23 protein-coding genes are annotated in these 25,773 nt (G+C 42.5%); 19 read left to right on the top strand and 4 right to left on the bottom strand.

Annotation, left to right across the window (positions count from 1 at the left end; translation table 11 throughout):
• The first annotated feature begins 9 nt into the window (after window positions 1-9).
• From T541_RS0107015 to T541_RS0106990, 6 genes are all read left to right on the top strand, one after another.
• Window positions 10-747: a hypothetical protein gene (locus tag T541_RS0107015; RefSeq protein ID WP_026652022.1), complete on the top strand. Its 738-nt coding sequence runs from the start codon at window positions 10-12 to the stop codon at window positions 745-747.
• 335 nt (window positions 748-1,082) lie between these two features.
• Window positions 1,083-1,328 (top strand): hypothetical protein, encoded by a 246-nt coding sequence (locus T541_RS0107010; protein WP_026652021.1) that lies wholly within the window; start codon window positions 1,083-1,085, stop codon window positions 1,326-1,328.
• A 166-nt stretch (window positions 1,329-1,494) separates the two neighbouring features.
• Entirely contained in the window at window positions 1,495-1,692 is a 198-nt protein-coding gene (locus T541_RS0107005; protein ID WP_026652019.1) for a hypothetical protein, read from the top strand.
• Window positions 1,693-1,958: 266 nt separating this feature from the next.
• On the top strand, window positions 1,959-2,630 hold the full coding sequence (locus T541_RS19090) for a YczE/YyaS/YitT family protein (protein WP_051538140.1): 672 nt from the start codon (window positions 1,959-1,961) through the stop codon (window positions 2,628-2,630).
• Window positions 2,631-2,730: 100 nt separating this feature from the next.
• Entirely contained in the window at window positions 2,731-3,786 is a 1,056-nt protein-coding gene (locus T541_RS0106995) for an FIST signal transduction protein (RefSeq protein WP_026652018.1), read from the top strand.
• Window positions 3,787-3,858: 72 nt separating this feature from the next.
• Window positions 3,859-4,809: a methyl-accepting chemotaxis protein gene (locus tag T541_RS0106990; protein WP_026652017.1), complete on the top strand. Its 951-nt coding sequence runs from the start codon at window positions 3,859-3,861 to the stop codon at window positions 4,807-4,809.
• Window positions 4,810-4,974: 165 nt separating this feature from the next.
• Here the strand turns inward: T541_RS0106990 and T541_RS0106985 are convergent, their stop codons facing one another.
• From T541_RS0106985 to T541_RS0106975, 3 genes are read right to left on the bottom strand one after another with little or no spacing between them, the layout of a single operon-like run.
• Window positions 4,975-5,712, bottom strand: coding sequence for an amino acid ABC transporter ATP-binding protein (locus tag T541_RS0106985; RefSeq protein ID WP_026652016.1), 738 nt, complete (start codon window positions 5,710-5,712; stop codon window positions 4,975-4,977).
• On the bottom strand, window positions 5,699-6,451 hold the full coding sequence (locus T541_RS0106980) for an amino acid ABC transporter permease (RefSeq protein WP_081779889.1): 753 nt from the start codon (window positions 6,449-6,451) through the stop codon (window positions 5,699-5,701). The genes T541_RS0106985 and T541_RS0106980 overlap by 14 nt, the downstream gene beginning before the upstream one ends.
• A 33-nt stretch (window positions 6,452-6,484) precedes the next feature.
• Entirely contained in the window at window positions 6,485-7,276 is a 792-nt protein-coding gene (locus T541_RS0106975; protein ID WP_026652014.1) for a basic amino acid ABC transporter substrate-binding protein, read from the bottom strand.
• A 270-nt stretch (window positions 7,277-7,546) separates the two neighbouring features.
• On the opposite strand from T541_RS0106975, the gene T541_RS0106970 reads away from it, so the two are divergent.
• On the top strand, window positions 7,547-8,926 hold the full coding sequence (locus tag T541_RS0106970; RefSeq protein WP_026652013.1) for a TrpB-like pyridoxal phosphate-dependent enzyme: 1,380 nt from the start codon (window positions 7,547-7,549) through the stop codon (window positions 8,924-8,926).
• Window positions 8,927-8,963: 37 nt separating this feature from the next.
• On the opposite strand, the gene T541_RS0106965 is transcribed toward T541_RS0106970, so the two are convergent.
• Window positions 8,964-9,833 carry an AraC family transcriptional regulator gene (locus tag T541_RS0106965; RefSeq protein WP_026652011.1) on the bottom strand — a complete coding sequence of 290 codons (870 nt, stop codon included), beginning with the start codon at window positions 9,831-9,833 and terminating at the stop codon, window positions 8,964-8,966.
• Between the two features lie 129 nt (window positions 9,834-9,962).
• On the opposite strand from T541_RS0106965, the gene T541_RS0106960 reads away from it, so the two are divergent.
• The 12 genes from T541_RS0106960 to T541_RS20640 all read left to right on the top strand — a co-directional run bounded on the left by T541_RS0106960 (window position 9,963) and on the right by T541_RS20640 (window position 25,692).
• Complete coding sequence (locus T541_RS0106960) at window positions 9,963-12,176, top strand: alpha-galactosidase (protein WP_026652010.1); 2,214 nt, start codon at window positions 9,963-9,965, stop codon at window positions 12,174-12,176.
• 98 nt (window positions 12,177-12,274) lie between these two features.
• A complete protein-coding gene (locus tag T541_RS0106955; RefSeq protein ID WP_026652009.1) occupies window positions 12,275-13,618 on the top strand; it encodes an ABC transporter substrate-binding protein in 1,344 nt (447 codons plus the stop codon).
• 108 nt (window positions 13,619-13,726) lie between these two features.
• The gene (locus T541_RS0106950) at window positions 13,727-14,620 is read left to right on the top strand and encodes a carbohydrate ABC transporter permease (protein ID WP_026652008.1); all 894 of its coding nucleotides are present in this window, start codon (window positions 13,727-13,729) and stop codon (window positions 14,618-14,620) included.
• Between the two features lie 16 nt (window positions 14,621-14,636).
• A complete protein-coding gene (locus tag T541_RS0106945) occupies window positions 14,637-15,461 on the top strand; it encodes a carbohydrate ABC transporter permease (RefSeq protein ID WP_026652007.1) in 825 nt (274 codons plus the stop codon).
• A 140-nt stretch (window positions 15,462-15,601) separates the two neighbouring features.
• Window positions 15,602-16,372, top strand: a complete 771-nt coding sequence (larB, locus tag T541_RS0106940) for a nickel pincer cofactor biosynthesis protein LarB (protein WP_026652005.1) — start codon at window positions 15,602-15,604, stop codon at window positions 16,370-16,372.
• 15 nt (window positions 16,373-16,387) lie between these two features.
• Window positions 16,388-16,639 (top strand): hypothetical protein, encoded by a 252-nt coding sequence (locus T541_RS0106935; protein ID WP_026652004.1) that lies wholly within the window; start codon window positions 16,388-16,390, stop codon window positions 16,637-16,639.
• Window positions 16,640-16,656: 17 nt separating this feature from the next.
• Window positions 16,657-17,244 carry an ABC transporter ATP-binding protein gene (locus T541_RS0106930; protein ID WP_026652003.1) on the top strand — a complete coding sequence of 196 codons (588 nt, stop codon included), beginning with the start codon at window positions 16,657-16,659 and terminating at the stop codon, window positions 17,242-17,244.
• Between the two features lie 79 nt (window positions 17,245-17,323).
• On the top strand, window positions 17,324-18,796 hold the full coding sequence (locus T541_RS0106925) for a 4Fe-4S dicluster domain-containing protein (protein WP_026652002.1): 1,473 nt from the start codon (window positions 17,324-17,326) through the stop codon (window positions 18,794-18,796).
• 30 nt (window positions 18,797-18,826) lie between these two features.
• Window positions 18,827-21,856 carry a response regulator gene (locus T541_RS19085; protein WP_051538139.1) on the top strand — a complete coding sequence of 1,010 codons (3,030 nt, stop codon included), beginning with the start codon at window positions 18,827-18,829 and terminating at the stop codon, window positions 21,854-21,856.
• Window positions 21,857-21,886: 30 nt separating this feature from the next.
• Window positions 21,887-22,654: a response regulator gene (locus tag T541_RS0106915; RefSeq protein ID WP_026652001.1), complete on the top strand. Its 768-nt coding sequence runs from the start codon at window positions 21,887-21,889 to the stop codon at window positions 22,652-22,654.
• Between the two features lie 23 nt (window positions 22,655-22,677).
• Entirely contained in the window at window positions 22,678-23,604 is a 927-nt protein-coding gene (pyrF, locus tag T541_RS0106910) for an orotidine-5'-phosphate decarboxylase (protein WP_026652000.1), read from the top strand.
• A gap of 39 nt (window positions 23,605-23,643) precedes the next feature.
• Window positions 23,644-25,692: a SpoIIE family protein phosphatase gene (locus T541_RS20640; RefSeq protein WP_051538138.1), complete on the top strand. Its 2,049-nt coding sequence runs from the start codon at window positions 23,644-23,646 to the stop codon at window positions 25,690-25,692.
• The last annotated feature ends 81 nt before the right edge of the window (window positions 25,693-25,773 follow it).

The following is a 25,773-nucleotide window of genomic DNA, read 5'->3' as shown; positions in this document are numbered from 1 at the left end:
GAGGAATTAATGGGTAGGACTTTTAGGTATATTCAAAATGATGATGTACTTAAGTCTTTTATGGAGTACAAGGACTCTTTACTCAGCGAAAGGCCAGTAGTCATTGCAAGGCACGGTGACTACTCTCTTGTTATGCGCTGCTTGTCCGGGGATACTCTGGGCCTTACTATCGAGAACGATGTTAAAAAAACTATCGTCGAAAGCAGAACCTACGACACCCATTCAACTACCGAAGATCTTGTTTCCAGAGGTGTTCGCCATGCCTGCCAGAAAATGTCGGAGATAAGCGACAGAGAAGTGAACAGAAAGCGAATGCAGATTTGGAAGTGGTACGTGATGGAATGGCAGCTTCAGCATCCTAACGGAGCCAAAGAATTCATGGATAAAGAGCTGACTTGGAAAGATGATGGTCCTGATGCCGAGAGCGATCTTATGGATATAGAGGCATTTCTTCACGGGGATTATCTTAACCTTGGAAATACCCTGGCTCTTATAGATAAGTACCTTTCAGATGTTGAGAACAAAGAACTGTTCAAGAAGTTTGCCATTGCTGACATCATGGAGATGACAAGGGATGATACCAGAGACAGATCCTTGGAAGAAGCTGAGAAGAGCGCAGCCAATGGGGAGATCAAGAAGCACTACTATCAGTTCCTGGTAAGCGTAGAAGCTACGGATAAAGAGCATGCCAGAGAAGCCCTTCTTAGTTACCTGGCTGGAGATGAGAGAATCCGAGTGCAGAGATGAGCGGATTTAAGAGCGAGAATATGCATTTGAAAAATTAATGCATGTTCGAGATTTAGTATAGAATAAAAAATATCAAGCAAAGCATTAGTGAAATTTTATTTTCGGAATAAAGTGTTTTGATTATAAATATTTTATTTTTTTGTTTATAAAATTTTAATGATTTAACGGACAAAAGTGTGCTTTAAACTCTATCTTTTTAGGGATGATTGAGATATAATGTTCCCATTAAATGAAATTTTGTTGTGAGAATTTGAGGGTTGAGGGGCCCATTATTTCAATTTTCGCAAGCCGTTTCATTTAAAACAATTTTTCTTATGAGATGGAGGAATTAAATAATGAGGCGTTCCGCAAAGGCAAAAACAGGCATGAGCCAGAGTTGTATCGAGATCATGTCAGACGCAATCAAGGCAAAGGAGCAGAACCTGTCTTATGGCAAGTTTAAGGCATTAGACTTGCTGGGACCTGATAATTATCTTGATGATGATTACACATCAGAATATCAGGTTCACACCACAGATCTTGTTAGACGTACTGAGAAGGCAGATAACAAGAAGGCTGTAGCTTTTGTAAAGGTTAGATAACCTGTTATTATAACAACTGAATATTGTGAGTAATGAATGGGATGCCTAAGGGCATCCCATTTTTTGTGGGGGCTGGGTTGTTGCTGGTTTCAAATTCTATATTGATGAAATGCTCTATGAAGCATATAATCAGTAATTGACTGCGATTTGTTGATTGGAGGGAAACATGAACATCCATTTATGTAAGGGCGACGAAACCCTTGATGATGCACTTAACTATATAAACGAGCACGACGCAGAAGGCCTAAAATATACCTTCGATAAGAACGTAGATCGTTGTTATATCGGTGATGAAGCATTCATAAATGCACCAGTTTTAATAAACTATAAGAATACATATTATGCTCTTCATATAGTAGAGTAACTGTATTGTTTTTGTGCTTTTGCGGATGAGATGAGCTGGCAATGGGTGAAACCATGCCGAGACGAATCATTTGCAGGAGCTTTTGAGATTCACGGTGAAATATCAGAAAACTGTCGAGTGTTCTGAACAACGTGAAATGAGACAGTTTTCTGATATGAGCCGATGAAGCTCACAGCGAGTAAACGTGAGTAGAGGCATGGTTTCACCCATTGCCAGCGGACTTTCGGATAGCCAATAAATTAACGGTAACACAAGGAGTAACCACAATGGCAACAAGCTTTAAAGACAAGATTAAGGCATATTTTACTGCGCCGGATTTTATGAAGAGATTCATAGTAATGATGGTGGGAGTGTTTTTCATGGGATTCTTTTTGACATTCCTGGTTGAAGTAGACTTAGGAACAGACCCATGCACCTTCATGAACCTTAGCGTATCAGACAGACTTCCAATAAGCTTTGGAACCTGGCAGCTGGTTCTTAATTCATTTCTGTTTATCTTTGTTATCCTTTTTGATATCAAGCAGATAGGACCAGGAACCCTTGCTAACATGACCCTTATTGGATATATCGTAGATTTCTTTAGATGGGTCTTTTCCAAGACCATCCCAGAGTACTACTTTAAGACTTTTCCCTATAGAGGAGTTATCTTTGTGGCTGCGCTTTTCCTTTTCATCATAGCGGTTTCACTTTACATCAACGCCAACATGGGCGTATCACCCTATGATGCAATGCCACAGATCATATCTGACAAGGTCCTTAAGAAGGTACCATTTAAATTTGTGAGAATGGCTTACGATTTTATGGTAATAGGAATAGGAATCCTGTTTGGTGGACATCCTAATATCGGAATTGTGTTAATGGCTTTATGCCTTGGACCAGTAATCTCTTTTGTTGGTGGATACCTCAACAAGCACGTGTTCCGCTTAATGAAAAATTAATACAAATTTTAACTAAATATAGTTTTTTATCCGACTTTAGTCTCCTTATAAATGTTAAAATATATTTGTGGTGTTTTAACAAAATAAGGAGACTTTTTATATGAAAATTTATTATGGTAAAAGTGAATCTGGAAGCGTTTCAGAAGCCGTAAAAGGGCTTAGCTCTCCAAAGCTTATCATTATGACTAGCCATGCTGATAAGTTTGATGCAAATGTTGAGGCACTGGAAAAACTCTATCCTGGCGTACCATGTATAGGCTGCGTAGGAATGGGATATGACACAACAGTTGTAGAAAATGGTGTTTCTATAACTGCTTTTTGCGATGGTGTCTCTGTTGCTGTAGGTATTCTTGATAATGTATCTACAATGCCAGCAAGATACATCAGCAGACTCATTAAGGATATTGAGTCTGTTCATCCTGGAAAAGAAAATACAGCAATCATCGACTTCTGCGCAGGCAATGACGCAGCAGTTCTTACTACAATGAGCACCCTTATTGATAAATATAACCTTCAGGTAATGGGTGCTACAGGCGATGCTGGAAAGGTTTCAATAAATGGCAAGATTTATCCTGATGCCATGGTATATGCAGTAATTAAAAACGAAGGTGGACGAGTTCGTTCTTACAAGGAGAACATCTACGTTCCTAGAGATAACAAGCAGCTCATAGCTTCCAAGACAGATAAGAGTAAATACTATCTTGGCGAGCTTAATGGACGTCCTGCTAAGCAGTTCTATATGGAACTTACTGGATGCTCAGAGAGCGGCATTGTTAACCAGACCTTCAAGAATCCATTCGGAAAGATGGTGGGTGACGATATCTGTATCGCATCACTTAAGGACGTTTCAGGAAACGGACTTATCCTTTACAGACAGATAAATGACTCTGATATTCTTACACTTCTTGAGATGAGAGATCCTATGGAAATTGCTGAATCAACTGTCAGCAAGATCAAGAATGATTTCAGTCACATCTCAGGAATCTTCTCCGTTAACTGTATCTTCAGATACCTGGTTCTTAAAGAAAGAGGCGAATTAAATTCATACCTTGGCAAGATCGCAACTCTCGGAACATCCTGTGGACTTGTAGGCTTTGGCGAACACTTTAATACTCAGTTCGTTAACCAGACAATGACCTGTGTTGTATTCGAGTAAAAAGATATCACGTATCTCGATAAATTGTGCCGTGTATCCTTTTAAAGGATGAATTTAGAAAGGAAGAAGAGTATGTTTGGATTAAAGAAAGCTGAGCCGGTTCAGGAAGTTGTAAGAGTTGACGAATCAGCCAACAACAAAGAGAAGATGGAATCTCTTGTATTTATTGCAGACTCCATTAAGAGATTCCAAAAAGAACTTGTGCAGAATGAGGTTAATTCACTGACAGAGATCCATGACATGGGTCTTGCCATTGATAAGGTTATGGATAGTAACGCTGAGCTTAAAGAGCAGATGGACCGCTTCAATGAGAAGTTTGACGCTGTGAATGAAAGCGCAGGCAAATTTGAAGACGTTAAGGTGAATATCCTTAATAGCGTTCAGGTAGCTCAGGATAAGGTTGGAGAGCTTAAGAGCAGTTCCAACGAAGTAAGAGCAAGCTTTGATGAAATGTCACAGGGCTTTGAGAACTTCAAACAGGCCGTAGATCAGATCTCTGACTACATGAAGAAAATCATCAGCATCGCATCCCAGACTAACCTTCTTGCGCTGAATGCTTCTATTGAGGCTGCAAGAGCAGGAGCTGCAGGTAAGGGCTTTGCCGTAGTTGCTACAGAGGTTAGAGAGCTTGCGGATGAGATCAAGGTCATGATCGATCAGGTTAATGCATCTATTGATGCTGCCGGCGCTGAGAGTGAGAAGCTGTCAGTCAGCATGGAGAATTCAATAGCTGCCATGGATAGGAGTCTTCAGGAAGTTGAAGAGACTCATGATACCTTTGAAGAGATCATCAACAGTGCAAATGGCGCCAACGCCGTGCAAAAAGAGATCTCAGATACAGCCAACGAGGCTTCTGATGAACTTGCAGAAATCGGAAGAGGCTTTGATGATATCAACAGAAAGTATGATGACCTTATCATCCAGCTTGGAAGAGTAAATGAGCTTGGAACCACAAAGAGTGGCGTGTTCGAGCACATCGACAACCTGGTTTCCCAGATTGGACCTATCGCTCACGAGAGATGATATAACAGACTGGTAACCCATAGCACCAGATGTTATTGATAGTTACAATAAGTCAGTGGGGACGGTTCAGTCAGTGGGGACGGTTCTAGTTGACTCCTTTTCTTCAAAAAGGAGTCAACTAGAACCGTCCCCACTGACTGAACCGTCCCCACTGACTTATTTGCATTACAGTACCTTGGACAAGAAATCCTGAAGTCTCTTGATCTGAGGATTCTCAAAGAATTCCTTAGGAGTATTCTCTTCAAGAATAGTTCCTTCATCCATGAACAGTACCTTGGTGGCAACTTCCCTGGCAAAGCCCATCTCGTGGGTAACAACCACCATTGTCATACCTTCATCAGCAAGGCTCTTCATAACATCAAGAACCTCACCTACCATCTCAGGATCAAGAGCTGATGTAGGCTCATCAAACAGGATCATCTCAGGGTTCATGCAAAGTGAACGCACAATGGCGATTCGCTGCTTCTGACCACCAGAAAGAGAAGCTGGATAAGCATCTGCCTTATCAAGAAGATTAACTCTTTTTAAAAGCTCTGTGGCCTTGGCTTTGGCTTCATCCTTACTCATTATCTTAAGCTTTACAGGAGCTAGGATAATGTTGTCCATGATAGTAAGGTTATTGAAAAGATTGAAGTTCTGGAACACCATTCCCATGCGGGCTCTGACCTTGTTGATGTTGACCTTCTTAGCTGTGATCTCTTCTCCGTCAAAGTAGATTTCTCCAGAAGTAGGTCTTTCTAACAGGTTAAGGCAGCGAAGAAATGTACTCTTACCAGATCCGGAAGGACCAACGATAACGATCTTTTCACCCTTATTAACCTCATAGTTGATGCCTGAGAGAACCTTGTTTACGGTTCCGTCGTTGTTCTTAAATTCTTTGCATAGATTCTTAACGGTTATCACTTCTACGCATCCTCCTTTCCAAATTACCAAGGAGAATAGTAAGAATCTTGATAATTACAAAGTATATAACTGCTGCGCCAATAAGAGGCATAAATGCGTCATAGGTCTTAGAAGCAATCTGATTAGCAATTCTGGTAAGATCAGAAAGAGCTACATAACCTACAATAGCTGTTTCTTTTATCAGAGTAATGAACTCATTTCCAAGGGGCGGAATTACATTCTTGGTAGCCTGTGGAAGAATGATATGCCACATAGTGGCTGCCTTTGAAAGGCCAAGGCTTCGGCCTGCCTCCATCTGTCCCTTATCAACAGCCAGGATTCCGCCACGAACAATCTCGGCAACATAGGCTCCAGAGTTGATTCCAAAGGAAAGGGAAGCAACCAGAATCTGATTGTCCACAGATGCCATGATTACGAAGTACATTATCATAAGCTGAAGAACACTAGGAGTTCCTCTTATTACATCAATGTAGATACTGGCTATGTAATTCCAGATTGTTGGCTTGCCATCCTCTGTTGTAGATAGTTTGAAAAGAGCCATGATGGTTCCGATAACTATACCGATGATACCAGCAAAGAGGGCAACCTCCAGGGTTACGCCAAGTCCTTTGAAATACTGAATGTAGCGGTTTTGCTCAATGAATGCAGTGTTGAAACGGTCTGCGGTCTTGGCAATCCAATCGCTTAGAACGCTGCATGGCACTGCATATCCTGTTGTGATTAGTTCAATAAGTGTCATTAGAATTGATTACTCCTGATATTGTGTCTTGTATTAGTTTTCGATGTACTGTGCAACGAGCTTATTGTATGTTCCGTCTTCCTTAAGCTCCTTAAGTGCTGCGTTGATCTTGTTAGCAAGCTCTGTGTCTCCCTTAGGAAGAGCGATAGCGTAGTTCTCAACCTCAAAGCCGTAAGCTGTTCCCTGAAGAACATCAACCTTGTCTGGGAACTGTGCTTCAAATACAGAAGCTGGATTAGCGTCGATGATAACGCAGTCTACACGGCCATTGTTAAGATCGTTAACTGCGTCTACAGCTTTATTATAAGTAGAAACCTCAGCACCTTCAATGTCCTCAGCGATGAACTCACCTGTTGTTCCAAGCTGAACACCAATCTTGAGGCCCTTAAGGTCATCAGCAGAAGCAAATACTGTTCCTTCAGGAACGATAATGCACTGAACAGCTTCATAATAAGGATCTGAGAAATCAACTGTCTCTTTACGCTCGTCTGTAACTGTCATACCTGCGATTGCAACATCAATCTTGCTTCCGATAGAAGTAACAAGTGAAGCAAACTCCATGTTCTGGATCTCAACTTCCATGCCGATCTTCTCACCAATTGCCTTGATAAGAGCGATATCAAAGCCGTCTGGCTCTCCATCATCTCCAAGATATTCAAAAGGTGGGAACTCAGCGTTTGTTCCAACTACTAACTTATCAGCGCTGGCTGTCTGGTTAGTATCCTCTGAAGTCTGAGAGCTTGTGTCTGTTGACTTTCCACATCCTGTAACAAGTGAAACTGTCATGATGGTTGCAAGTGCTGCTGCGAATAATTTCTTTTTCATAATAATGGGCCTCCTTATAATTAAATAAAATTTTAAACGTGAAAAATAATGAAACGAAAATGCTTTATGCATAATTGATGTATAAATATTCATTTTCATGTATAAATATATCAGTGATATTAAAATAAATCAAGTCCAAATTGTGAGATTAATCAAAAAAATGCATAAATAACAATTTCCTGATATTTCTGATATACAACTGAGGGAAAAACTAATATAATGGAAAAAGATATTTTTTGCACTAAAGCGGTAAAGTGGGAGGATACACAAATGAGTGAAGAGAAAAGAATTCCTTACAAAATCTATCTTAGTGAGGATGAAATACCTAGACAGTGGTATAACGTAAGAGCTGACATGAAGAACAAGCCAGCACCACTTCTTAATCCGGCAACTTTAGAGCCTATGGGGTATGAGGACTTAAGACCGGTATTCTGTGACGAGCTTATTAAGCAGGAGCTTGATAATGACACTCCATACATTGATATTCCAGAAGAAGTTCTTGATTTCTACAAGATGTACAGACCAGCTCCACTTGTTAGAGCATATTTCCTTGAGAAGGCCCTTGGCACACCAGCCAAGATCTACTACAAATTCGAAGGTAACAACACAAGCGGAAGCCACAAGCTTAATTCCGCCATCGTTCAGGCTTATTATGCTAAGAAGCAGGGCCTTAAGGGCGTAACAACAGAGACTGGTGCAGGCCAGTGGGGAACAGCTCTTTCCATGGCATCAGCTTACTTCGATCTTGACTGCAAAGTATTCATGGTTAAGGTTTCCTATGAGCAGAAGCCATTTAGACGCGAGGTTATGCGTACCTACGGCGCCAGCGTAACACCATCACCTTCAATGGATACAGAGATCGGACGCAAGATCAACGCAGATCACCCAGGAACAACAGGTTCTCTTGGCTGCGCTATTTCTGAGGCTGTTGAGGTGGCAACTAAGACAGAAGGCTACAGATACGTTCTTGGAAGCGTACTTAACCAGGTTCTTCTCCATCAGACAGTTATCGGTCTTGAGACCAAGGCTGCCCTTGATAAGTACGGCGTAACACCAGACATCATCATCGGCTGCGCAGGCGGCGGATCTAACCTTGGCGGACTTGTTTCTCCATTTATCGGTGAAATGCTTCGCGGTGAAAAGAACTATAGAATAATCGCAGTTGAGCCAGCAAGCTGCCCATCTCTTACAAGAGGTAAATTTGCTTATGACTTCTGCGACACTGGTATGGTTTGTCCTATGGCTAAGATGTACACACTTGGTTCTAACTACATTCCATCACCTAACCATGCTGGCGGACTTCGCTACCACGGCATGAGCCCAATCCTTTCACAGCTCTATCATGATGGATACATGGAGGCTGTATCTGTTGAGCAGACATCAGTATTCGAGGCAGCGCAGCAGTTTGCAAGAGTAGAGGGTATCCTTCCAGCTCCAGAGAGTTCACACGCTATCAGAGTTGCCATTGATGAGGCCCTTAAGTGCAAGGAAACAGGCGAAGAGAAGACCATCGTATTCGGTCTTACAGGAACAGGTTACTTTGATATGGTTGCTTACCAGAAGTACAACGACGGCGTAATGATGGATTACATCCCATCTGACGAAGAGCTCCAGAAGAGCTTTGATACACTTCCAAAGGTTGACCTTTGATCTATCAGGGGCCACGGTCATTGAGGTTTTATTAGTATTAGTCCACCTCAATACCGTGGCTCTTTCTGTATTCTGAAGGAGATTCCTCTTTATATCTTTTAAAAGCCTTTGAAAAAGTAAAGGCGTCAGAATATCCCACCAGAAAGGCTATGGAATTAACACTTTCTGCGCTTTCCAAAAGTAACTCTGAAGCTTTCTTCATGCGGTAGCTACAAAGATAGGACTGGGGAGTGTAGCCGGTGGCGTGCTTAAACAGCCTTGTCAGATAGCTTCTGTTAAGACCGCAGACAGCAGCAATCTCCTCAACACCGATGGGCTCTGAATATTTAAGGCGGATATAGTTGATAGCGCTTTTAACGTAGCTAAGTCTGGGATCCACATCGTTCTGAAGCCTGTTGGCAGACTTAGAGATGATGCAGTCAAAGAACTCATATACCTTGGCGTAGCAAAAGCACTCCTTATCACTGTTATCCAGAATTGCATCAAAGCAGTCTACTATTGCGGAGGCGTCCCCAACAGGAGTAAAAATAGGATTCTCTAAGGATACCCCTGCAGAATTAAACAGCTCCATGGCCCTTGGCCCATCCACGTGAATCCAGGCATATTCCCAAGGATCATCCATGTCCGCTTCATAGTAGGCCTTACTTCCAGCCGGAATCAGGAATCCCTGATTTCCATGGATTTCATATCTTTTTCCCTCTAATATCAGGAAACCTTTGCCGGAAATTACATAGTGAAAGATGGTCCTGGTTCTGACAATGGGACCATAGTTATAGCTTGGGTAACATTTATACTTCCCAACCTCAAACAGATAAAAATCATTGGATTTGGTGTAATCTATGAATTTAACCTTGTCTACACCGGTTACGACAAGATTCCCCCTTGGTTTTCCGCTAATTGAAACCATACCTTCTCCCCTTGACACATGTCACATTGTGACATGAATAGTATAAATTTAGACATAAACATGAAATGGTTATACCGATATAATTTCTCTTGTTTAATCCATTATAGCAAAAAGGCAAAAGGAGGAGTAATGGGAGTTAAATATAACGACAAAGAAAAACAGTTTCATTTATTCAACGAAAAGATAAGCTATTGTCTTGGCGTAAGTCCTGATGGGGAAGTGGGACATCTTTTCTTTGGAAAAAGAATAAATGAAGATCAGACATTGCCGCTCTTGCAAAGTCGTGGCATCAGACCTCTTATGTGTAACCTGAAGGAAGATGAAGATTATACCAAAGAGCTTGCTCTTCTTGAGTATCCCGCCTTTGGTAATGGAGATTTCAGATCCCCGGCCTATGAGGTTCTTCAGGGAAACGGCTCAAGGGTAACTAACCTTACATACCACAGCTACGACATCTACAGTGGTAAAAAGAGCATTCCAGGGCTTCCGGCAGCTTACACAAACAGTGACGATGAGGCTACAACCCTGGAGATAACCTGCAGAGATGACGTGGCGGGGCTTGAGGTAGTTCTTTTCTACACAATCTGGGAGAAGTACCCAATCATCTCAAGACATGCCAGCATCAGAAATGTGGGCACCGACCAGCTGACAATAGAAAGGGCCCTTAGCTGCTGCATTGACTTTCCGGATCAGGACTACAACTGGCTTCAGTTCCAGGGCGCCTGGGGAAGAGAAAGGGTTCCTGTAGAAAGAAATCTATCAGATGGAATCACAGCCATTGAGAGCATGCGCGGTCATTCCAGCGCCAACTACAATCCCTTTGTCATTGTCAAAAGAGCTAACACCGATGAGGAAAATGGTGAAGCAATCGGCATTCACCTTCTCTATAGCGGCAATTTCCTGGCTCAGGCAGAGGGTGATGTCTACGGAAGACTTAGGTTTGAAATGGGCATAAATCCCAAGTGGTTCTCATGGCCTTTAAAGGGCGGTGAAAGTTTTGAGACTCCGGAAGTTATGATAACCTACACCAAGAGTGGTCTCAACGACCTTAGCCAGAATATACACAGCTTTATTAACAATCACATTGTTCGCAGCAACTATAAGAATAAGCCTCGTCCAATTCTGCTTAACAACTGGGAAGCCACAGAGATGAATTTTGACGAGGAGAAGATCCTTAACATCGCAAGAAAGGGTAAGGAAGCAGGAGTAGAGCTCTTTGTCCTTGATGATGGCTGGTTTGGCAAAAGAAATAACGACTATGCGGGCCTTGGTGACTGGTTTGTAAATACTAACAAGCTTCCTAACGGAATTGCAGGCCTTTCCAAAAAGATCAATGAACTGGGCCTTAAATTCGGAATATGGATCGAGCCAGAGATGGTCAATGAGGATTCAGAGCTTTACAGAGCTCATCCGGATTACGTTCTGGGAGCGCCAGACAGGGCAAGGACTTTGGGCCGCCATCAGATGGTTCTTGACTTCTCTAAGAAGGAAGTTGTTGATAATATCTATGATCAGCTATATGGCGTTTTTGCCGATACTGATATAAGCTATGTTAAGTGGGATATGAACAGGTCAATCACAGAGTGCTACAGTCTTGGCGGAGATCCAGATAAGCAGGGCACCGTATATCACAGGTATATCATGGGGGTATACGACCTGTATGAGAGACTGCGCAAGGCTTTCCCTGAGATCCTTTTTGAATCCTGCTCCAGCGGAGGATCCAGATTTGATGCAGGTATTCTGCACTATGCACCTCAGACCTGGTGCTCAGATGATACAGATGCCAGAGAGAGAATCCGCATACAATACGGCACCAGCTATGGTTATCCAATTTCTTCAATTGGAGCTCATGTGTCAGCTTCACCTAACCTTCAGACAGGAAGAGCAACTACCATAGATGCAAGGGCCAACGTGGCCTGCTTTGGAACCTTTGGCTACGAGCTTGACCTTAACGAGATCTCAGAAGAGGATTTTGAAAGAGTTAAAGAGCAGATCAAATTCATGAAGGAATACAGAGAGCTTCTGCAGTTTGGCAGATTCTACAGACTTAGCTCTCCTTTCAAAAAGAACCTAAGCTCATGGATGGTAGTGTCAAAGGACCAGAGTACAGCTATTGTGGCTATCTACAAGGATATTAAGCAGCCCAATGAGCCTGTTTCCCTCATTAGATTGCAGGGGCTTAAGGAGACAGCTCTTTATACATTAAATGGTGAAAAGGAGTTCTATGGCGACTACTTAATGGAGAGCGGCATTCCGTCAATTTGGAACGAAGAGCCTTGGTATGCTACGGAGGGCGATTTTACATCAAAGATTTATGTCTTAAAGAGCAATGTCACAAAATGACATGTTTAGTGATAATTATTCCATATTAAGACCGGGCAAATATATGTATCATGTGTAATGTACTAATTTAACGTACAAACCAAATGGGAGGTATATGTATGAAAGCAAAGAAACTATCAGCAATTCTTTTAAGCTCAGTTATGGCACTGTCCATGATGGCTTGTGGAAATCAGGGAACCGCACCTGCAACTCCAACAGATACTGGTTCAGAGACAACCGGATCTGAGAGCGCAGGAGAATCACAGCCAGAAGCTATGAAGGGCAGCGTTGAAGGCGAACTTACAGTTACTATCTGGGATGAAAACCAGAGACCAGGTCTTCAGACAATTATTGACGAGTGGTCAGCACAGTCAGGGGTTAAAGCTACTATTCAGGTAGTTGGCTGGGATGATTACTGGACACTTCTTGAAGCTGGTGCTTCAGGTGGAGAGCTTCCTGATGTATTCTGGATGCATTCAAATCAGGCACAGAAATACATGGAAAACGATATGCTGATGGATCTTACAGATAAGATTGCAGCCAGCGATAAGATTGATCTTTCCAATTACTATGAAGGTATCGTTGATCTTTATCAGTCAGGTGGCAAGCAGTATGCAGTACCTAAGGATATTGATACTATCGCTCTTTGGTACAACAAGACAATCTTCGATGAGATGGGCGTTGCTTATCCAGACGATACATGGACATGGGATACATTTGTTGAGGCGGCAGCTAAGCTTACCAATGATCAGCATTGGGGTTATGCGATTGCTCCATCAAACAACCAGGATTCCTTCTATAACGCAGTTTATTCAATGGGCGGAGAGATCATCAGTGATGACAAGAAGGCATCAGGTTATGACAAGCCAGGCACAATCAAGGCTATCCAGATGTTCGTAGACATGGTTCAGGCAGGTTCTTGTCCAGACCTTAATACAATTTCTGAGTCAGGCGCAGACGTACTCTTCCAGTCAGGTAAGGTTGCTATGGTAACACAGGGATCCTGGATGGTAGCAGCTTTCAAGGACAATGAGTACACAGCAGCTAACTGTGATGTAGCAGTTCTTCCTAAGGATGCAGAGACAGGTAAGAGAGTATCTATCTACAACGGACTTGGATGGGCAGCATCTGCTAATACCAAGAATCCTGAGGCAGCATGGAGCCTTATCGAGTGGTTCGGCAGCAAGGAGATGCAGGAGAAGCAGGCAGAACTTGGCGTTACAATGTCAGCTTACAAGGGATGCTCAGATCTTTGGGTTAACTGTACAGATAAGTTTGATCTTAATGGTCACATGAAGATGCTTGATGCAGAGCTTATCTTCAGACCATATTCAAAGTACACAACAGTTTGGGAGGATATGCAGACTGAGAAGCTTAAAGAGTGCTGGACAGGCGACAAGAGCGTAGAGGATGTATGTAAAGAAATCTGCGACAGTATGAACCAGACCCTTTCAGAAGAATAGTAATAAACAGATAACATATAAAGGTGCAGTACCTTTGCTTACTGCACCTTTATATCATTTATATCTTTAGATATCTATTTATGTCATTATTTTGGGGAGAGTTAAGGTATGGGAACTAAACACAAAATGACACCTAGGCAAAAGAGCGAGTTCTTGTGGGGATGGCTTTTTATCCTGCCTACAATGACAGGACTTATCGTTCTTAACATCGTGCCTATTTTCCAGACAATCTATCAGAGCTTTTTTAAAACAGGTGACTTTGGTAAGGGCAACAAGTTTGTTGGCCTTGATAATTATGCCAAGGTGTTTACTGATAAGGATGTCTGGCAGGCCCTTATAAATACTCTTAAATATGCAGCTGTGGAGGTTCCGATTTCTATAATCATTGCTCTCGTGCTTGCTGTATTTTTAAATGGCAAGATCAAAGGAAAAAGCACCTTTAGAACAATTTTCTTCCTTCCTATGGTGGCAGCACCTGCGGCTATTGCCATGGTCTGGAGATGGCTTTACAATTCAGAATTCGGCCTTTTGAATCACATTTTTCCATTCAGGGTTAACTGGATATCCAATCCTAAGATTGCCATCTACTCAATCGCAGTAATTGGTATATGGTCAATCATTGGTTACAACATGGTTCTTTTCCTGGCAGGACTTCAGGAGGTGCCAAGGGATTACTACGAGGCTGCTTCAATCGATGGAGCTTCTGGTATTCAGCAGTTCTTTAACATCACAATTCCTTTGGTATCACCAACAATTTTCTTTGTACTGGTTACGCGACTTATTGCAGCTATGCAGGTCTTCGACGTAATCTACATGATAATCGATAATACTAATCCGGCGCTATTCAAGACACAGTCTTTGGTATGGCTTTTCTACAAATACTCATTTTCACAGGGTAACAAGGGCTACGGAGCTACAGTTGTTGTAGTTCTTCTGATAGTTATCATGATCATCACTGCGATCCAGATGATCGGTCAGAAGAAGTGGGTTCATTACAATTAAAAAAGAAGGTGAAAAAATGAGAATAAGTGGAAAAAAGATTATTATCTATATAATTTTGGCGATAATGTCCTTCATCATGCTGGTTCCCTTTGCGTGGATGGTGCTGACAGCCTTTAAAACTGTAGGAGAGTCCACACAGGTGGATCCCTTCGTGATATTCCCATCAAAGTGGCGACTGGATAACTTCGATGAAGTTCTTCATAACGTGAACTTTGTAAAGCTTTATTTCAACACAATTATGATGATCATCCTTAGAGTTCTCTGTGCTGTTCTTACAGCTACACTTGCGGGCTACGCCTTTGCAAGACTTGAGTTCAGGGGAAAGAACTTCATGTTTGGCCTGGTTCTTTTCCAGATGATGATCCCATCACAGATCTTCATCATCCCTCAGTATGTAATGGTAAGCAAGCTGCATTGGACCAATACCATGATGGGTCTTTTATTCCCGGGCCTTGTATCCGCCTTTGGAACATTCCTTTTAAGACAGGCCTACATGGGACTTCCAAGGGATCTTGAGGAGGCGGCGAGACTTGATGGTTGTAACATTGGTCAGACATTTCTTTTTATTATGGCGCCCCTTACCAAGTCGGCAATGGTGGCCCTTGGCATTTTCACAGCAGTCTTTGCCTATAAGGATCTGATGTGGCCTATGATTGTCTGCCCAGACACCAACAAGACAACCCTTGCCAGCGCACTTTCCAAGATGCAGGGACAGTTCTCCTCCAACTATCCGGAACTTATGGCAGCAGCTCTTATCGCCTGCCTTCCAATGATAGTTATCTACGTTCTGTTCCAGAAACAGTTCATCGAAGGAATTGCAACCTCTGGTGGAAAGCTATGATAACGCACATTTTGGCGCTGCTTTTGGCAGCGCCTTTTATATTTATGCAACTTTAATAATTCTTTTCTAAACCGTGGTGACTTAACTATGTTAAAATGTTATTAAGTGATATTGTGATTAAAATTGGAGAGAGTATGGGCATGGAACAGACACAAATTGAGGAACTTTTAAGATCCGTGCAAAATGGAACAACCAGTATTGATGAGGCGGTTTTAAGACTTAAAGAAGCGCCCTTTGAAGACATAGGCTTTGCCAGGGTTGACCTTCACAGAGGACTAAGGCAGGGACAGCCTGAGGTTATTTACGGAGCTGGCAAGACCAGTGAACAGATACTTAGTATCACTTTAAAGCTCATGGAACATGGGCAAAAGAGTGTACTAATTACCCGGATGAAGCCTGAGGCAGCAGAGTATCTGAAGGCAGAGCTGGGTAAAAGAAATACAGAATTTACCTACCACGAGGATTGCCACATAGGAATAGCCGGAGATCAGATTGATAAGAGCAATCAGGTTGGCAAGATAGTAATCGCCACCGGCGGAACCAGCGATATTCCTGTGGCTGAAGAGGCAGCTCTTTGTGCAGAGTTCTTTGGTAACAAGGTTGTAAGACTCTATGACGTGGGAGTGGCCGGAATCCACAGGCTTCTTAACAAGGAGGCCATGGATGAGATAATGAGCGCCGGTGTTATCATAGCAATTGCGGGAATGGAAGGGGCTCTGGCCAGTGTAATTGGCGGCCTTGCAGACTGTCCTGTTATCGCAGTTCCTACAAGCGTAGGCTATGGAGCATCCTTTAATGGATTGGCAGCTCTTTTATCAATGCTTAATTCCTGTGCCAGTGGAGTAAGCGTTGTGAATATCGACAACGGCTTTGGGGCCGCATATCTGGCAAGTATGATCAACAAAAAGTAAGGCGGGAGTTTAGAAATGACGTTATTTAGCAGCATTTTGACAGGTCTTTTGCTGGGACTTGTACTTACAGTAGCATTTACAGCATTGTTTGGGGTAAAAGATATTGACAAGGCCCTTTTGGAAATGGCCAAGACCTTTAGGATGCCTACAGACAGGCAGATCAGATACATCTATATTCCGGGACTTACAGCTCCATTTCTTAAGAACATCAGAGTTGGAGCGCCAATTGGACTAATCCTTGGAATCGGACTATATATTATTTTTTAACAGTAAAGGGACATAACGTGACAATCGAGATTAAAGACGTAAGTAAGACATTTGGGGCAGTTAAGGTACTTGATAATTTCAGTTTGGAAATAGAATCAGAGCATTCTTACATTATTACAGGAGCTGAGGGCTCCGGAAAGACAACACTTATAAGGATCCTCTTAGGACTTGAGAAGGCGGATACAGGCTACATCAAGCTCCTTGGAGATTACAAATATCCATACATCTGCTATGGCACGGTTTTCCAGGACGACAGGCTCTGCGAAGACTTTACAGCAGTGGATAACGTGGCTATGGTCAGTAAGAAGATATTCAGGGAGACGGCCTATGAAGAGCTTTCAAGGTTTATAGCTCCTGAGAATATAGATAAGAAGGTAAAAGAGCTGTCTAAGAGAGACAGAAGGTTTGTATCAATAGTAAGGGCAACAATGATACCCAATGACCTTCTTGTAATGGATGAGCCTTTGGAAGGGCTTGATGATCAGGACAGAAAGCTTGCTATAGATTACATAAGAGATAAGCAGGGGTCAGGTCCACTGGTTATGACAGCTACGGATACTACAGGTCTTAACTTTGGCAGAGTGATAGATCTTTCCGCAGAATGATCATTATGATAAGTTTGGTCAATGATATGAATAGAAACATATAAATGGCAGTATTGTTAGGGAAAAGGTAGGGGATTATATGGTTACTAATGATGTCAGCATGAACCGTTTTAAACATAATATTATGGAGCAGGTCTGTAGGCTCGCCTGGGACGATAAGCTTGATCAGGAGCATATCGAGGAGCTTATCCTTAAGATTATTCCAGGACCTAAGCCAGAGTACAGATGCTGTATCTATAAGGAAAGGGAGATAGTAAGACAGAGGATTAATCTGGCAATGGCTCAGAATCCTACGTACAATCCGGATTCCACCAACATTGTACAGGTTATTGATCCGGCCTGTGACGAGTGTCCCATCTCAGCATATTCTGTAACAGATAACTGCAGATTCTGTATGGGTAAGGCCTGTCTTAACTCCTGTCAGTTTGATGCAATTCATCCAGGTGACACCCACATGCACATAGATCCAACCAAGTGTAAAGAGTGCGGACGATGTGCGGCGGCTTGTCCATATAGCGCCATTGTTCATCTTGAAAGGCCCTGTAAGAAGGCTTGTCCGGTAGGGGCCATAACCTATGATGAATATGGCTACTGCAAGATTGATGAAGATAAATGTATCCAGTGTGGTCACTGCATTCACAGCTGTCCATTCGCAGCAATAGGTAGTAAGACCTTCCTGGTGGACATTATAAAAGCAATTAAGTCCGGAAAAGAAGTTATTGCCATGTGCGCACCGGCTACGGAGGGCCAGTTTGGAGAAGACATCTCCATGGCATCTATTAAGGAAGGCCTTAAGAAGCTTGGATTTGCAGATATGGTTGAGGTAGGACTTGGCGGTGATATGACTGCTGCCTATGAGTCAGAGGAATGGTCAGAGGCCCACAAGGAAGGCCGCAAGATGACCACCTCCTGTTGCCCAGCGTTTATCAACATGCTTAAGAAACACTTCCCGGACCAGTACAAGGAGAACATGTCTTCCACGGTTTCTCCAATGTGCGCCATCTCAAGATACCTTAAGGCCACAAGACCTGGCTGCGTAACGGTTTTTGTTGGACCTTGTATCGCCAAGAAGGCAGAGGCGGCAGATAAATCTGTTGAAGGCAATGCAGATTTTGTAGTGACCTACGGCGAGTTAAGGGCCCTGATGAGATCTAAGGATGTTAAGTTTGAACCTGTGACTGACAGCTATCAGGAATCCTCAGTATTTGGAAAACGCTTTGCATCCAGCGGAGGCGTTGCAGATGCAGTAATCGAATGTATGAAGGAAAGGGGCGAAGACACAGAAGGAATCAAACTCCTTGCAGCCCACGGAGGCCTTGAATGTAAGAAAGCCCTCACACTTCTTAAATTCGGTAAGCTTGAAGAAGACTTCATAGAAGGTATGGTTTGTCCTGGCGGATGCGTAGGCGGACCATCAAGGCATAAACATATATCAGAAATAAATAAAGCCAGAGAGACACTTATCTCCAAGGCTGACGACAGAAAAGTATTAGAAAATCTTAAGAACTACCCAATGGATAAATTCTCTATGCATAGAGACGGCACAATGTGACATGTGACTCGTAATGAGTAAAGGATTACTATGGGAAGAAGAGGTATTTTAAATACTACCAGTAAGCTAAAAGCTTCAAAAAGAACTATAGCTCACGCGATAATGATATTGTTTACTGCGTATTTCTCTATTATGTACAATAAGCACATTTTCTACTTCGAGAGTGCTAATGACGTGGTGGCAGGTATTGCTTATAGCCTTAAGTACGTGCCTATCATGGTTGTTACCGCTCTTGGAGGAGCTGTGCCAGGCATGATAAGTGTGCTTATTATCTTTTTATATCGTTCTATTATCTATAGTAGTTTTTCCTACATGACATTTATATATCTGGTTGTGGCATGTTTTATTGATGTTGTGGCTAAAAGAAAAGGCTTTAGCACCGTCAGTAAAACTGTCACTATCATGATCATAATGCAGCTTCTCGTTGGGGATCTCTGGGGAGTCCTCTTGTGGCTTTTTGCAGGAAACCCAGCAAGTGGACTTACTCTTAGCAGGATATTTATGTTCCTGATATATGAGACTCCAGGATGTGCTCTTGGCTGCTTTACTGTTTTCTTTATTCTTAAAAAGCTTCCACCTAAGTACAAGTTGTATTTTGAAAATGGAATATACTATGTTGACCCAAGCTATCTTTCTGACATGGATAGATATAAGGTGGAAGGTAAGGCTAAGCTTGGCCGAGTAGTGATGCAGGTCATTGTTTTGGAGGCCATTATCCTTGGATTTTCCGCAGAAATAGCTTCTAATACTCTTATTCCTAACATGAAGTACAGCAAGTCTGAGGAAAGAGAAGTTTATAACGAAGAGCGCTGGAAGGACGTATACAACGCTGAAAGACTGGAGGGCAGAATAGGAGCCCAGCTGGAGGCAGAGCTATATACGGATGGCATCAGTGGACCGATGTTTGGCTTTCTTAGCAATCTCCAGTTTAGTGTTAAGCTGGCCATGCTGATCTCTATCATAGTAATACCTATGGCTATTCTAGTTAACAGGTATGCCCAACGAAGAATTGCGAACCCTATCATGGAATTGTCTATGGCAGTGTCGGCTATTTATAATTCCAAGGATCCTGATATCAGCAAGAGCGTTGATCAGGTTCATAATCTTGAGATAGAGACCAATGATGAGATCGAGGATTTGTATAAGGCGGTGGATCTGACCTTCTACAGACTGATTGAATATATTGAGCTGGTTAAATCAAGACAGACTATTGAGGATCAGTTGCAGGTTGAAAAATCTGCCAACGAGGCCAAGTCCAGGTTCCTTTCAAATATCTCCCATGAGATCAGAACTCCTATCAATGCAGTTCTTGGTTTCGATGAGATGATCCTTAGGGAGACCAAGGATGAGACTGTGCTTCAGTATGCAAGGGATATTCAGAACTCTGGTAAAACTCTTTTGGCCCTTATCAATGATGTCCTTGACTTCTCCAAGATCGAGGCGGATAAGCTTGAGCTTGTGCCAGTTGAATATGATCTTAGCTCAGTTATTAACGACCTGGTTAATATGGCTACAGTTAAGGCTGATGAAAAGAAGCTTGAATTTAGCATAAACGTAAATGAGAATATTCCACATGTTTTGTTTGGTGATGAGGTCAGGATCAAGCAGTGTATCATGAATATCCTTACCAATGCCATCAAATATACCGAGAAGGGAAAAGTTACCCTTGATGTTGACTATGAGGAAGTTGAAAGCGACAGCAATGAGTTCGAGGAAACATCGGATATCTACCTCAAGATAAAGGTCATAGATACCGGAATCGGAATCAGAGAAGAGGATATGGATAAGCTCTCAGCAGCCTTTGAGAGAATTGATGAAAAGAGGAACAGAACCATCGAGGGTACCGGACTTGGAATCAATATCGTTAACAGACTGCTGGATATGATGGACTCCAAGCTGGATGTAAAGAGCGAATACGGAAAGGGTTCAGAATTCTCCTTCAATGTTATTCAGCGAGTTGTTGACTATGAACCTATAGGCGACTTCACCAAGACCTACAAAGAGTCTCTTAAAAATGCCAACGACTACAGAGAAAGCTTCCATGCACCAGACTGTAAGATCCTTGTGGTGGATGATACCAAGACCAATCTTACGGTTATCGAGGGTCTTCTTAAGCAGACCAAGATCGGCATCGATACAGCCACCAGCGGAATTGAAGCAATTGAGAAGGTCAAGAAAAAGAAATACGACATTATCTTTCTTGATCACAGAATGCCTGAGATGGACGGAATTCAGACCTTCCACGCCATGGAAGAGCTATCTGATAATCTTAATAAGGAAACGCCAATCATTGCTCTTACAGCCAATGCTATATCAGGATCCCGTGAGATGTACGTAAGAGAAGGCTTTGCCAACTATATGAGTAAGCCTGTGGATCCTAAGAAGCTTGAAGAGATGATCCTTATGTATCTGCCTGAGGATAAGGTGATCATGCCAGGAGATGAAAGATTCGTCTCCGATGCAGCAGAAGAGGATGAGAGACAGAAGGAAGCCATGGCTGATCTTCTTAAGGTTACCGGCGTAGATATAGAAGAAGCAATTTCCCGCTGCGGATCTGCTGATGTAGCAAGGGATGTTATGAAGGATTTCAGAATGGCCATCGACGAAAGGTCCGGCCTTATCGAGAAGTACGAAAGAGAAAGAGACCTTCACAACTATACTATTTATGTACACGGACTTAAGAGCTCTGCCAAGGCAATTGGTGCCATAGAGCTTTCAGAGCAGGCTGAATTCCTTGAACGCTGTGGTAACGAAAGGAATCAGGAGAAGATAAAAGAGCTTACTCCAGAACTTTTGGAGCTCTACAGAAGCTATCTTGTAAAGCTTAGCTCTTTATTCGAGGAAGAGGAAGAAGCTAAGCCTGAGATTCCTGTAGAGGAGCTGGAAAGTGCATTTGCATCCATCAAGGAATTTGTATCAGCCTCCTATTTTGACAGCGCTGATGACATCCTTAAGATGCTTGATGACTACCAGATTCCTGAGGGAAGTAAGGAGAAATACAACGAAGTTAAGCGACTTATGGCAGCAGTTGACAGAGATGGACTTTTAAATATATTGTAGAAGTAGTGCATGCTATGGAAGGATGTTGTTATGGATAAACGGGTTCTCCTAATTGGTCATGAAAAGAGTTTCATGGTAAATGCAATCGCAAAAGGACTGGAAAAGGAAGGCTATGCAGTTATATGTGCAGAGCCTAGTCAGGTGGCTATTAATGCCATCGAAGACAGACCTAAGATATATGTTTTATATCTTGGCGAAATGTCCAAGGAAGGTTCACAGCTCTTTACCTATATTCGCGAGGCTATTGATACTGAGCGATTCGACCTTCATCTTATCGGTAATAGAGAGGAGCTGGATCTGGCCCTTGCCATCATTGGTAAGGAGAAGGTTCAGGAGACCTATCTACGACCTCTTGATGTTAAAATCCTTGCTGAGAAGCTGGATACACTGGTGGATTACAGCGCCGTGGATGACAGCCTTAGAAAGAAAATACTTATCATCGATGATGATGGTGCTATGCTCAGAATGATGAAGACATGGCTTTCTGTAAAATACCATGTCTATATGGCAAGTTCTGGGAAGATAGCTCTGTCTTTCCTTGCCCAGACCCCTGTGGATCTCATTTTGCTTGACTATGAGATGCCTGTTATGAGTGGTCCGGACGTTCTTAAAGAAATCCGTGAAAACGACAAACTCAAAGATCTACCCGTTATTTTCCTTACTGCAAAAGACGATAAAGAAAGCGTTATGAAGGTTGTTAATCTAAAGCCAGAGAAATACCTTCTTAAGTCTATGCCTAAGGAAAAGCTTATAGGATCAATTGATGACTACTTTGCAATAGCTGAATACAAAAAATAACCTGGGGAAGGACTAACTATTTTATGATTTCGAAGTTGATTGACAAGATTGAAGCTACTGGTGCACCTATTGTTGTGGGACTTGATCCTAAGTTGGATTTTGTACCGGACGTGGTCAAGAAAAGATGTTTTGAGGAAAAGGGAGAGAATCTCGAAGGCGCTGCAGAAGCCTTCTGGCAGTTCAATAAAGAGATAATTGATAACATTTACGACCTTGTTCCTGCTGTTAAGCCACAGATTGCAATGTATGAAACTCTTGGTATTCCAGGACTTATCACCTATAAGAAGACTGTGGATTACTGTAAGGAAAAGGGTCTTGTAGTTATTGGAGATATTAAAAGAGGTGACATTGGATCCACTTCAGAAGCCTATGCTATCGGTCATCTTGGAAGTGTAACAATCGGTGGTAACAGCTTTAGAGGATTTGATGAGGATTTTGCAACTGTTAATCCTTACCTTGGTTCAGATGGTGTTAAGCCATTTATAAATGTATGTAACAAAGAGGACAGAGGAATCTTTGTTCTTGTTAAGACTTCTAATCCATCAAGTGGAGAGCTTCAGGATAAGCTTGTGGATGGAAGACCTATATATGAGCATATGGGCGAAATGGTAGAAAAATGGGGCCTTGAGTCCATGGATGGTTCTTATAGTAATGTTGGAGCTGTTGTTGGGGCTACTTATCCAGAAATGGGTAAGGTTCTTAGGGATATCATGCCACATGCCTACATTCTTGTACCTGGCTATGGAGCTCAGGGCGGCAAGGGTGCAGATCTTGTTCATTTCTTTAATAAGGATGGTCTTGGCGCTATCGTCAATTCTTCAAGAGGAATAATTGCAGCCTGGAAGAGCGAGGCTTACAGTAAGTTTGCTGACGGTAAGGTTGGAGAAGCTGCCAGAGCAGCAGTTCTTGATATGAAAAAAGATATAGCGGATGCTCTTTCATCCAGATAATTAACAGAGTGTGCTTTATAGAAAACGGAGCGCGGTTAGATGATTATCATGATAATAAAAATGATCCTGCTGGTAATGTTGTATCTCTTTTTCACTGCCATGGTCTGGCTGTGGACTAGAAAGTATGGGCTTAACAGACTTCACAAGCTGGCAATAGGTATCATATACGGAATAAGTGCTATCCTGGCCACCCATTATGGCGTATCCTTCGGGGATATGATCATTAACGTAAGGGATTTGGGACCTCTTATTGCAGGCCTTTTCTTTTCACCTTATGCTGGTGTGATCGCAGGTCTTATCGGCGGTGTAGAAAGATATATCGCTGGTACTTATTTTGGTGTAGGTACCTACACAAGGGTCGCCTGCTCTGTTTCCACGTGTCTTGCGGGCTTTGTGGCCCTTCTTATGAATAAAAAAGTTTTTAGAGGCAAGAAGCCATCTCCTGTGTACGCTTTCTTTATGGGTGCTGTAATGGAGGTGTTTCACATGTATGTCGTTTTTGTGACCCACAGAAGCGACATGCGTATGGCCTTTACCGTGGTTAAGACCTGTTCTGTTCCAATGATCATCTTTACAGGAATTGGTCTTGCCTGCTGTTCTATAATGCTCCAGTGCTTTACCGGTGAATGGAAGAATCCATTTGTAAAGCGGTCGGAGGAATCTATTTCAGTATCTCAGAAATTCCAGCGGTGGCTGTTCCTTGTAACATCCATAGTTGTTGTCTTTAGTTTCATTTTTTCTTTTACCCTTCAGAATCAGTCAGCCTATCAGAATAGTTGCTTATCCCTGGAAAAGTCAGCAGAACATCTTAAACAGCGCTATCTCCTTGGAGATACCAATATTCCTGATCAGAGTAATGTGGAGTTTGATTTCTTTACAGAGGATGGCCGTATCATTCAGGGGAGGCATAAGGGCGTCAGAATCCCGGAAGATAAGGTCAAGCTGGCAAAGAGCTATGAGGGAAAGACCTTTGAAGGCAGGATGTATGATGACAATTATCTTATCAGGGTGGATAGAGCTGATAAGGATGTGTTCCTTGTGGTTTACATGGTGGATGAAGAGGTTTACTGGTACAGAAACGCCATGGCCTATGAGACGGCTCTTTCAGACATTCTTTTGTTCACGGTTATTTATGTGCTGATCGCCTTTTTGGTTAATCAGATTGTTGTTATAAACATTCAGCTTGTGAATAAGTCTCTTAATAAAATCACAAATGGTGATCTTAACGAGGTGGTTCAGGTCAGGAGCTCCTCTGAGTTTGCGTCTCTTTCTGATGATATTAACCAGACGGTGCTGGTTCTTAAGAGCTATATTGATGCAGCGGAAAAGAGAATTGAACAGGAGCTTATCTTTGCTAAGACAATTCAGGAGAACGCTCTTCCTAAGACCTTTGTGTTCCCTGAAAGAGATGAGTTTGAGCTCTATGCATCCATGAAGCCTGCCAAGGAAATTGGTGGCGACTTCTATGATTTCTTTTTCATTGATATGAGTAGGATGGCCCTTGTTATTGCTGATGTATCCGGAAAGGGTATTCCGGCAGCTCTTTTCATGATGAGAAGTAAGACCGCCATAAGAAGCCTTGCTGAATCAGGACTGGAGCCTGCAGAGATCATATACAAGGCTAATAATGCCCTCTGCGAAGGTAATGACGCTGAGATGTTTGTCACTGTGTGGATTGGAATCATAGATCTTTGTACCGGTGTTATGAAGTGCGCCAACGCAGGCCATGAGTATCCTGCCATCATGCGTGCCGGCGGAGACTACGAGCTTTTAAAGGATAAGCACAGCCTTGCTCTTGCAGCCATGGAGAATCTAAAGGCCAAGGAGTATGAGATTACCTTGAATCCTGGAGATAAGCTCTTTGTATATACTGACGGTGTTCCTGAGGCCATTAATGAGAACGTTGAGCAGTATGGTACAGACAGGATGATCGAGGTTCTAAATGTGGTTAAGAACGATTCCATTCAGGACACTCTTGCAGGGGTTTCAGCCAGCGTCAATGCCTTTAAGGGCGATGCGGATCAGTTTGATGATATCACTATGCTGGGCTTTGAATTTAAGAAGAATATGAGGACCTGGGATCAGTAAATTTGTAACTTGTAGAGGGATTTTTGCAACTTAGACATCCCTGATTGCAACTTAACACCATAAATATTGTGAGTAAGCTCC

Source organism: Butyrivibrio proteoclasticus P6B7 (genome assembly GCF_000622085.1).
Lineage (GTDB): Bacteria > Bacillota > Clostridia > Lachnospirales > Lachnospiraceae > Butyrivibrio > Butyrivibrio proteoclasticus_A.
The sequence above is the reverse complement of the archived record's forward strand: the minus strand, read 5'-3'. Positions and strand labels throughout refer to the sequence as shown.

Excerpts from the sequence above, each read along its gene's own strand:
- T541_RS0107015 (WP_026652022.1), top strand. The coding sequence starts at position 10 with ATGGGTAGGACTTTTAGGTATATTCAAAATGATGATGTACTTAAGTCT.
- T541_RS0107010 (WP_026652021.1), top strand. The coding sequence starts at position 1,083 with ATGAGGCGTTCCGCAAAGGCAAAAACAGGCATGAGCCAGAGTTGTATC.
- T541_RS0107005 (WP_026652019.1), top strand. The coding sequence starts at position 1,495 with ATGAACATCCATTTATGTAAGGGCGACGAAACCCTTGATGATGCACTT.
- T541_RS19090 (WP_051538140.1), top strand. The coding sequence starts at position 1,959 with ATGGCAACAAGCTTTAAAGACAAGATTAAGGCATATTTTACTGCGCCG.
- T541_RS0106995 (WP_026652018.1), top strand. The coding sequence starts at position 2,731 with ATGAAAATTTATTATGGTAAAAGTGAATCTGGAAGCGTTTCAGAAGCC.
- T541_RS0106990 (WP_026652017.1), top strand. The coding sequence starts at position 3,859 with ATGTTTGGATTAAAGAAAGCTGAGCCGGTTCAGGAAGTTGTAAGAGTT.
- T541_RS0106980 (WP_081779889.1), bottom strand. The coding sequence starts at position 6,451 with ATGACACTTATTGAACTAATCACAACAGGATATGCAGTGCCATGCAGC.
- T541_RS0106975 (WP_026652014.1), bottom strand. The coding sequence starts at position 7,276 with ATGAAAAAGAAATTATTCGCAGCAGCACTTGCAACCATCATGACAGTT.
- T541_RS0106970 (WP_026652013.1), top strand. The coding sequence starts at position 7,547 with ATGAGTGAAGAGAAAAGAATTCCTTACAAAATCTATCTTAGTGAGGAT.
- T541_RS0106965 (WP_026652011.1), bottom strand. The coding sequence starts at position 9,833 with ATGGTTTCAATTAGCGGAAAACCAAGGGGGAATCTTGTCGTAACCGGT.
- T541_RS0106960 (WP_026652010.1), top strand. The coding sequence starts at position 9,963 with ATGGGAGTTAAATATAACGACAAAGAAAAACAGTTTCATTTATTCAAC.
- T541_RS0106955 (WP_026652009.1), top strand. The coding sequence starts at position 12,275 with ATGAAAGCAAAGAAACTATCAGCAATTCTTTTAAGCTCAGTTATGGCA.
- T541_RS0106950 (WP_026652008.1), top strand. The coding sequence starts at position 13,727 with ATGGGAACTAAACACAAAATGACACCTAGGCAAAAGAGCGAGTTCTTG.
- T541_RS0106945 (WP_026652007.1), top strand. The coding sequence starts at position 14,637 with ATGAGAATAAGTGGAAAAAAGATTATTATCTATATAATTTTGGCGATA.
- larB (WP_026652005.1), top strand. The coding sequence starts at position 15,602 with ATGGAACAGACACAAATTGAGGAACTTTTAAGATCCGTGCAAAATGGA.
- T541_RS0106935 (WP_026652004.1), top strand. The coding sequence starts at position 16,388 with ATGACGTTATTTAGCAGCATTTTGACAGGTCTTTTGCTGGGACTTGTA.
- T541_RS0106925 (WP_026652002.1), top strand. The coding sequence starts at position 17,324 with ATGGTTACTAATGATGTCAGCATGAACCGTTTTAAACATAATATTATG.
- T541_RS19085 (WP_051538139.1), top strand. The coding sequence starts at position 18,827 with ATGGGAAGAAGAGGTATTTTAAATACTACCAGTAAGCTAAAAGCTTCA.
- T541_RS0106915 (WP_026652001.1), top strand. The coding sequence starts at position 21,887 with ATGGATAAACGGGTTCTCCTAATTGGTCATGAAAAGAGTTTCATGGTA.
- pyrF (WP_026652000.1), top strand. The coding sequence starts at position 22,678 with ATGATTTCGAAGTTGATTGACAAGATTGAAGCTACTGGTGCACCTATT.
- T541_RS20640 (WP_051538138.1), top strand. The coding sequence starts at position 23,644 with ATGATTATCATGATAATAAAAATGATCCTGCTGGTAATGTTGTATCTC.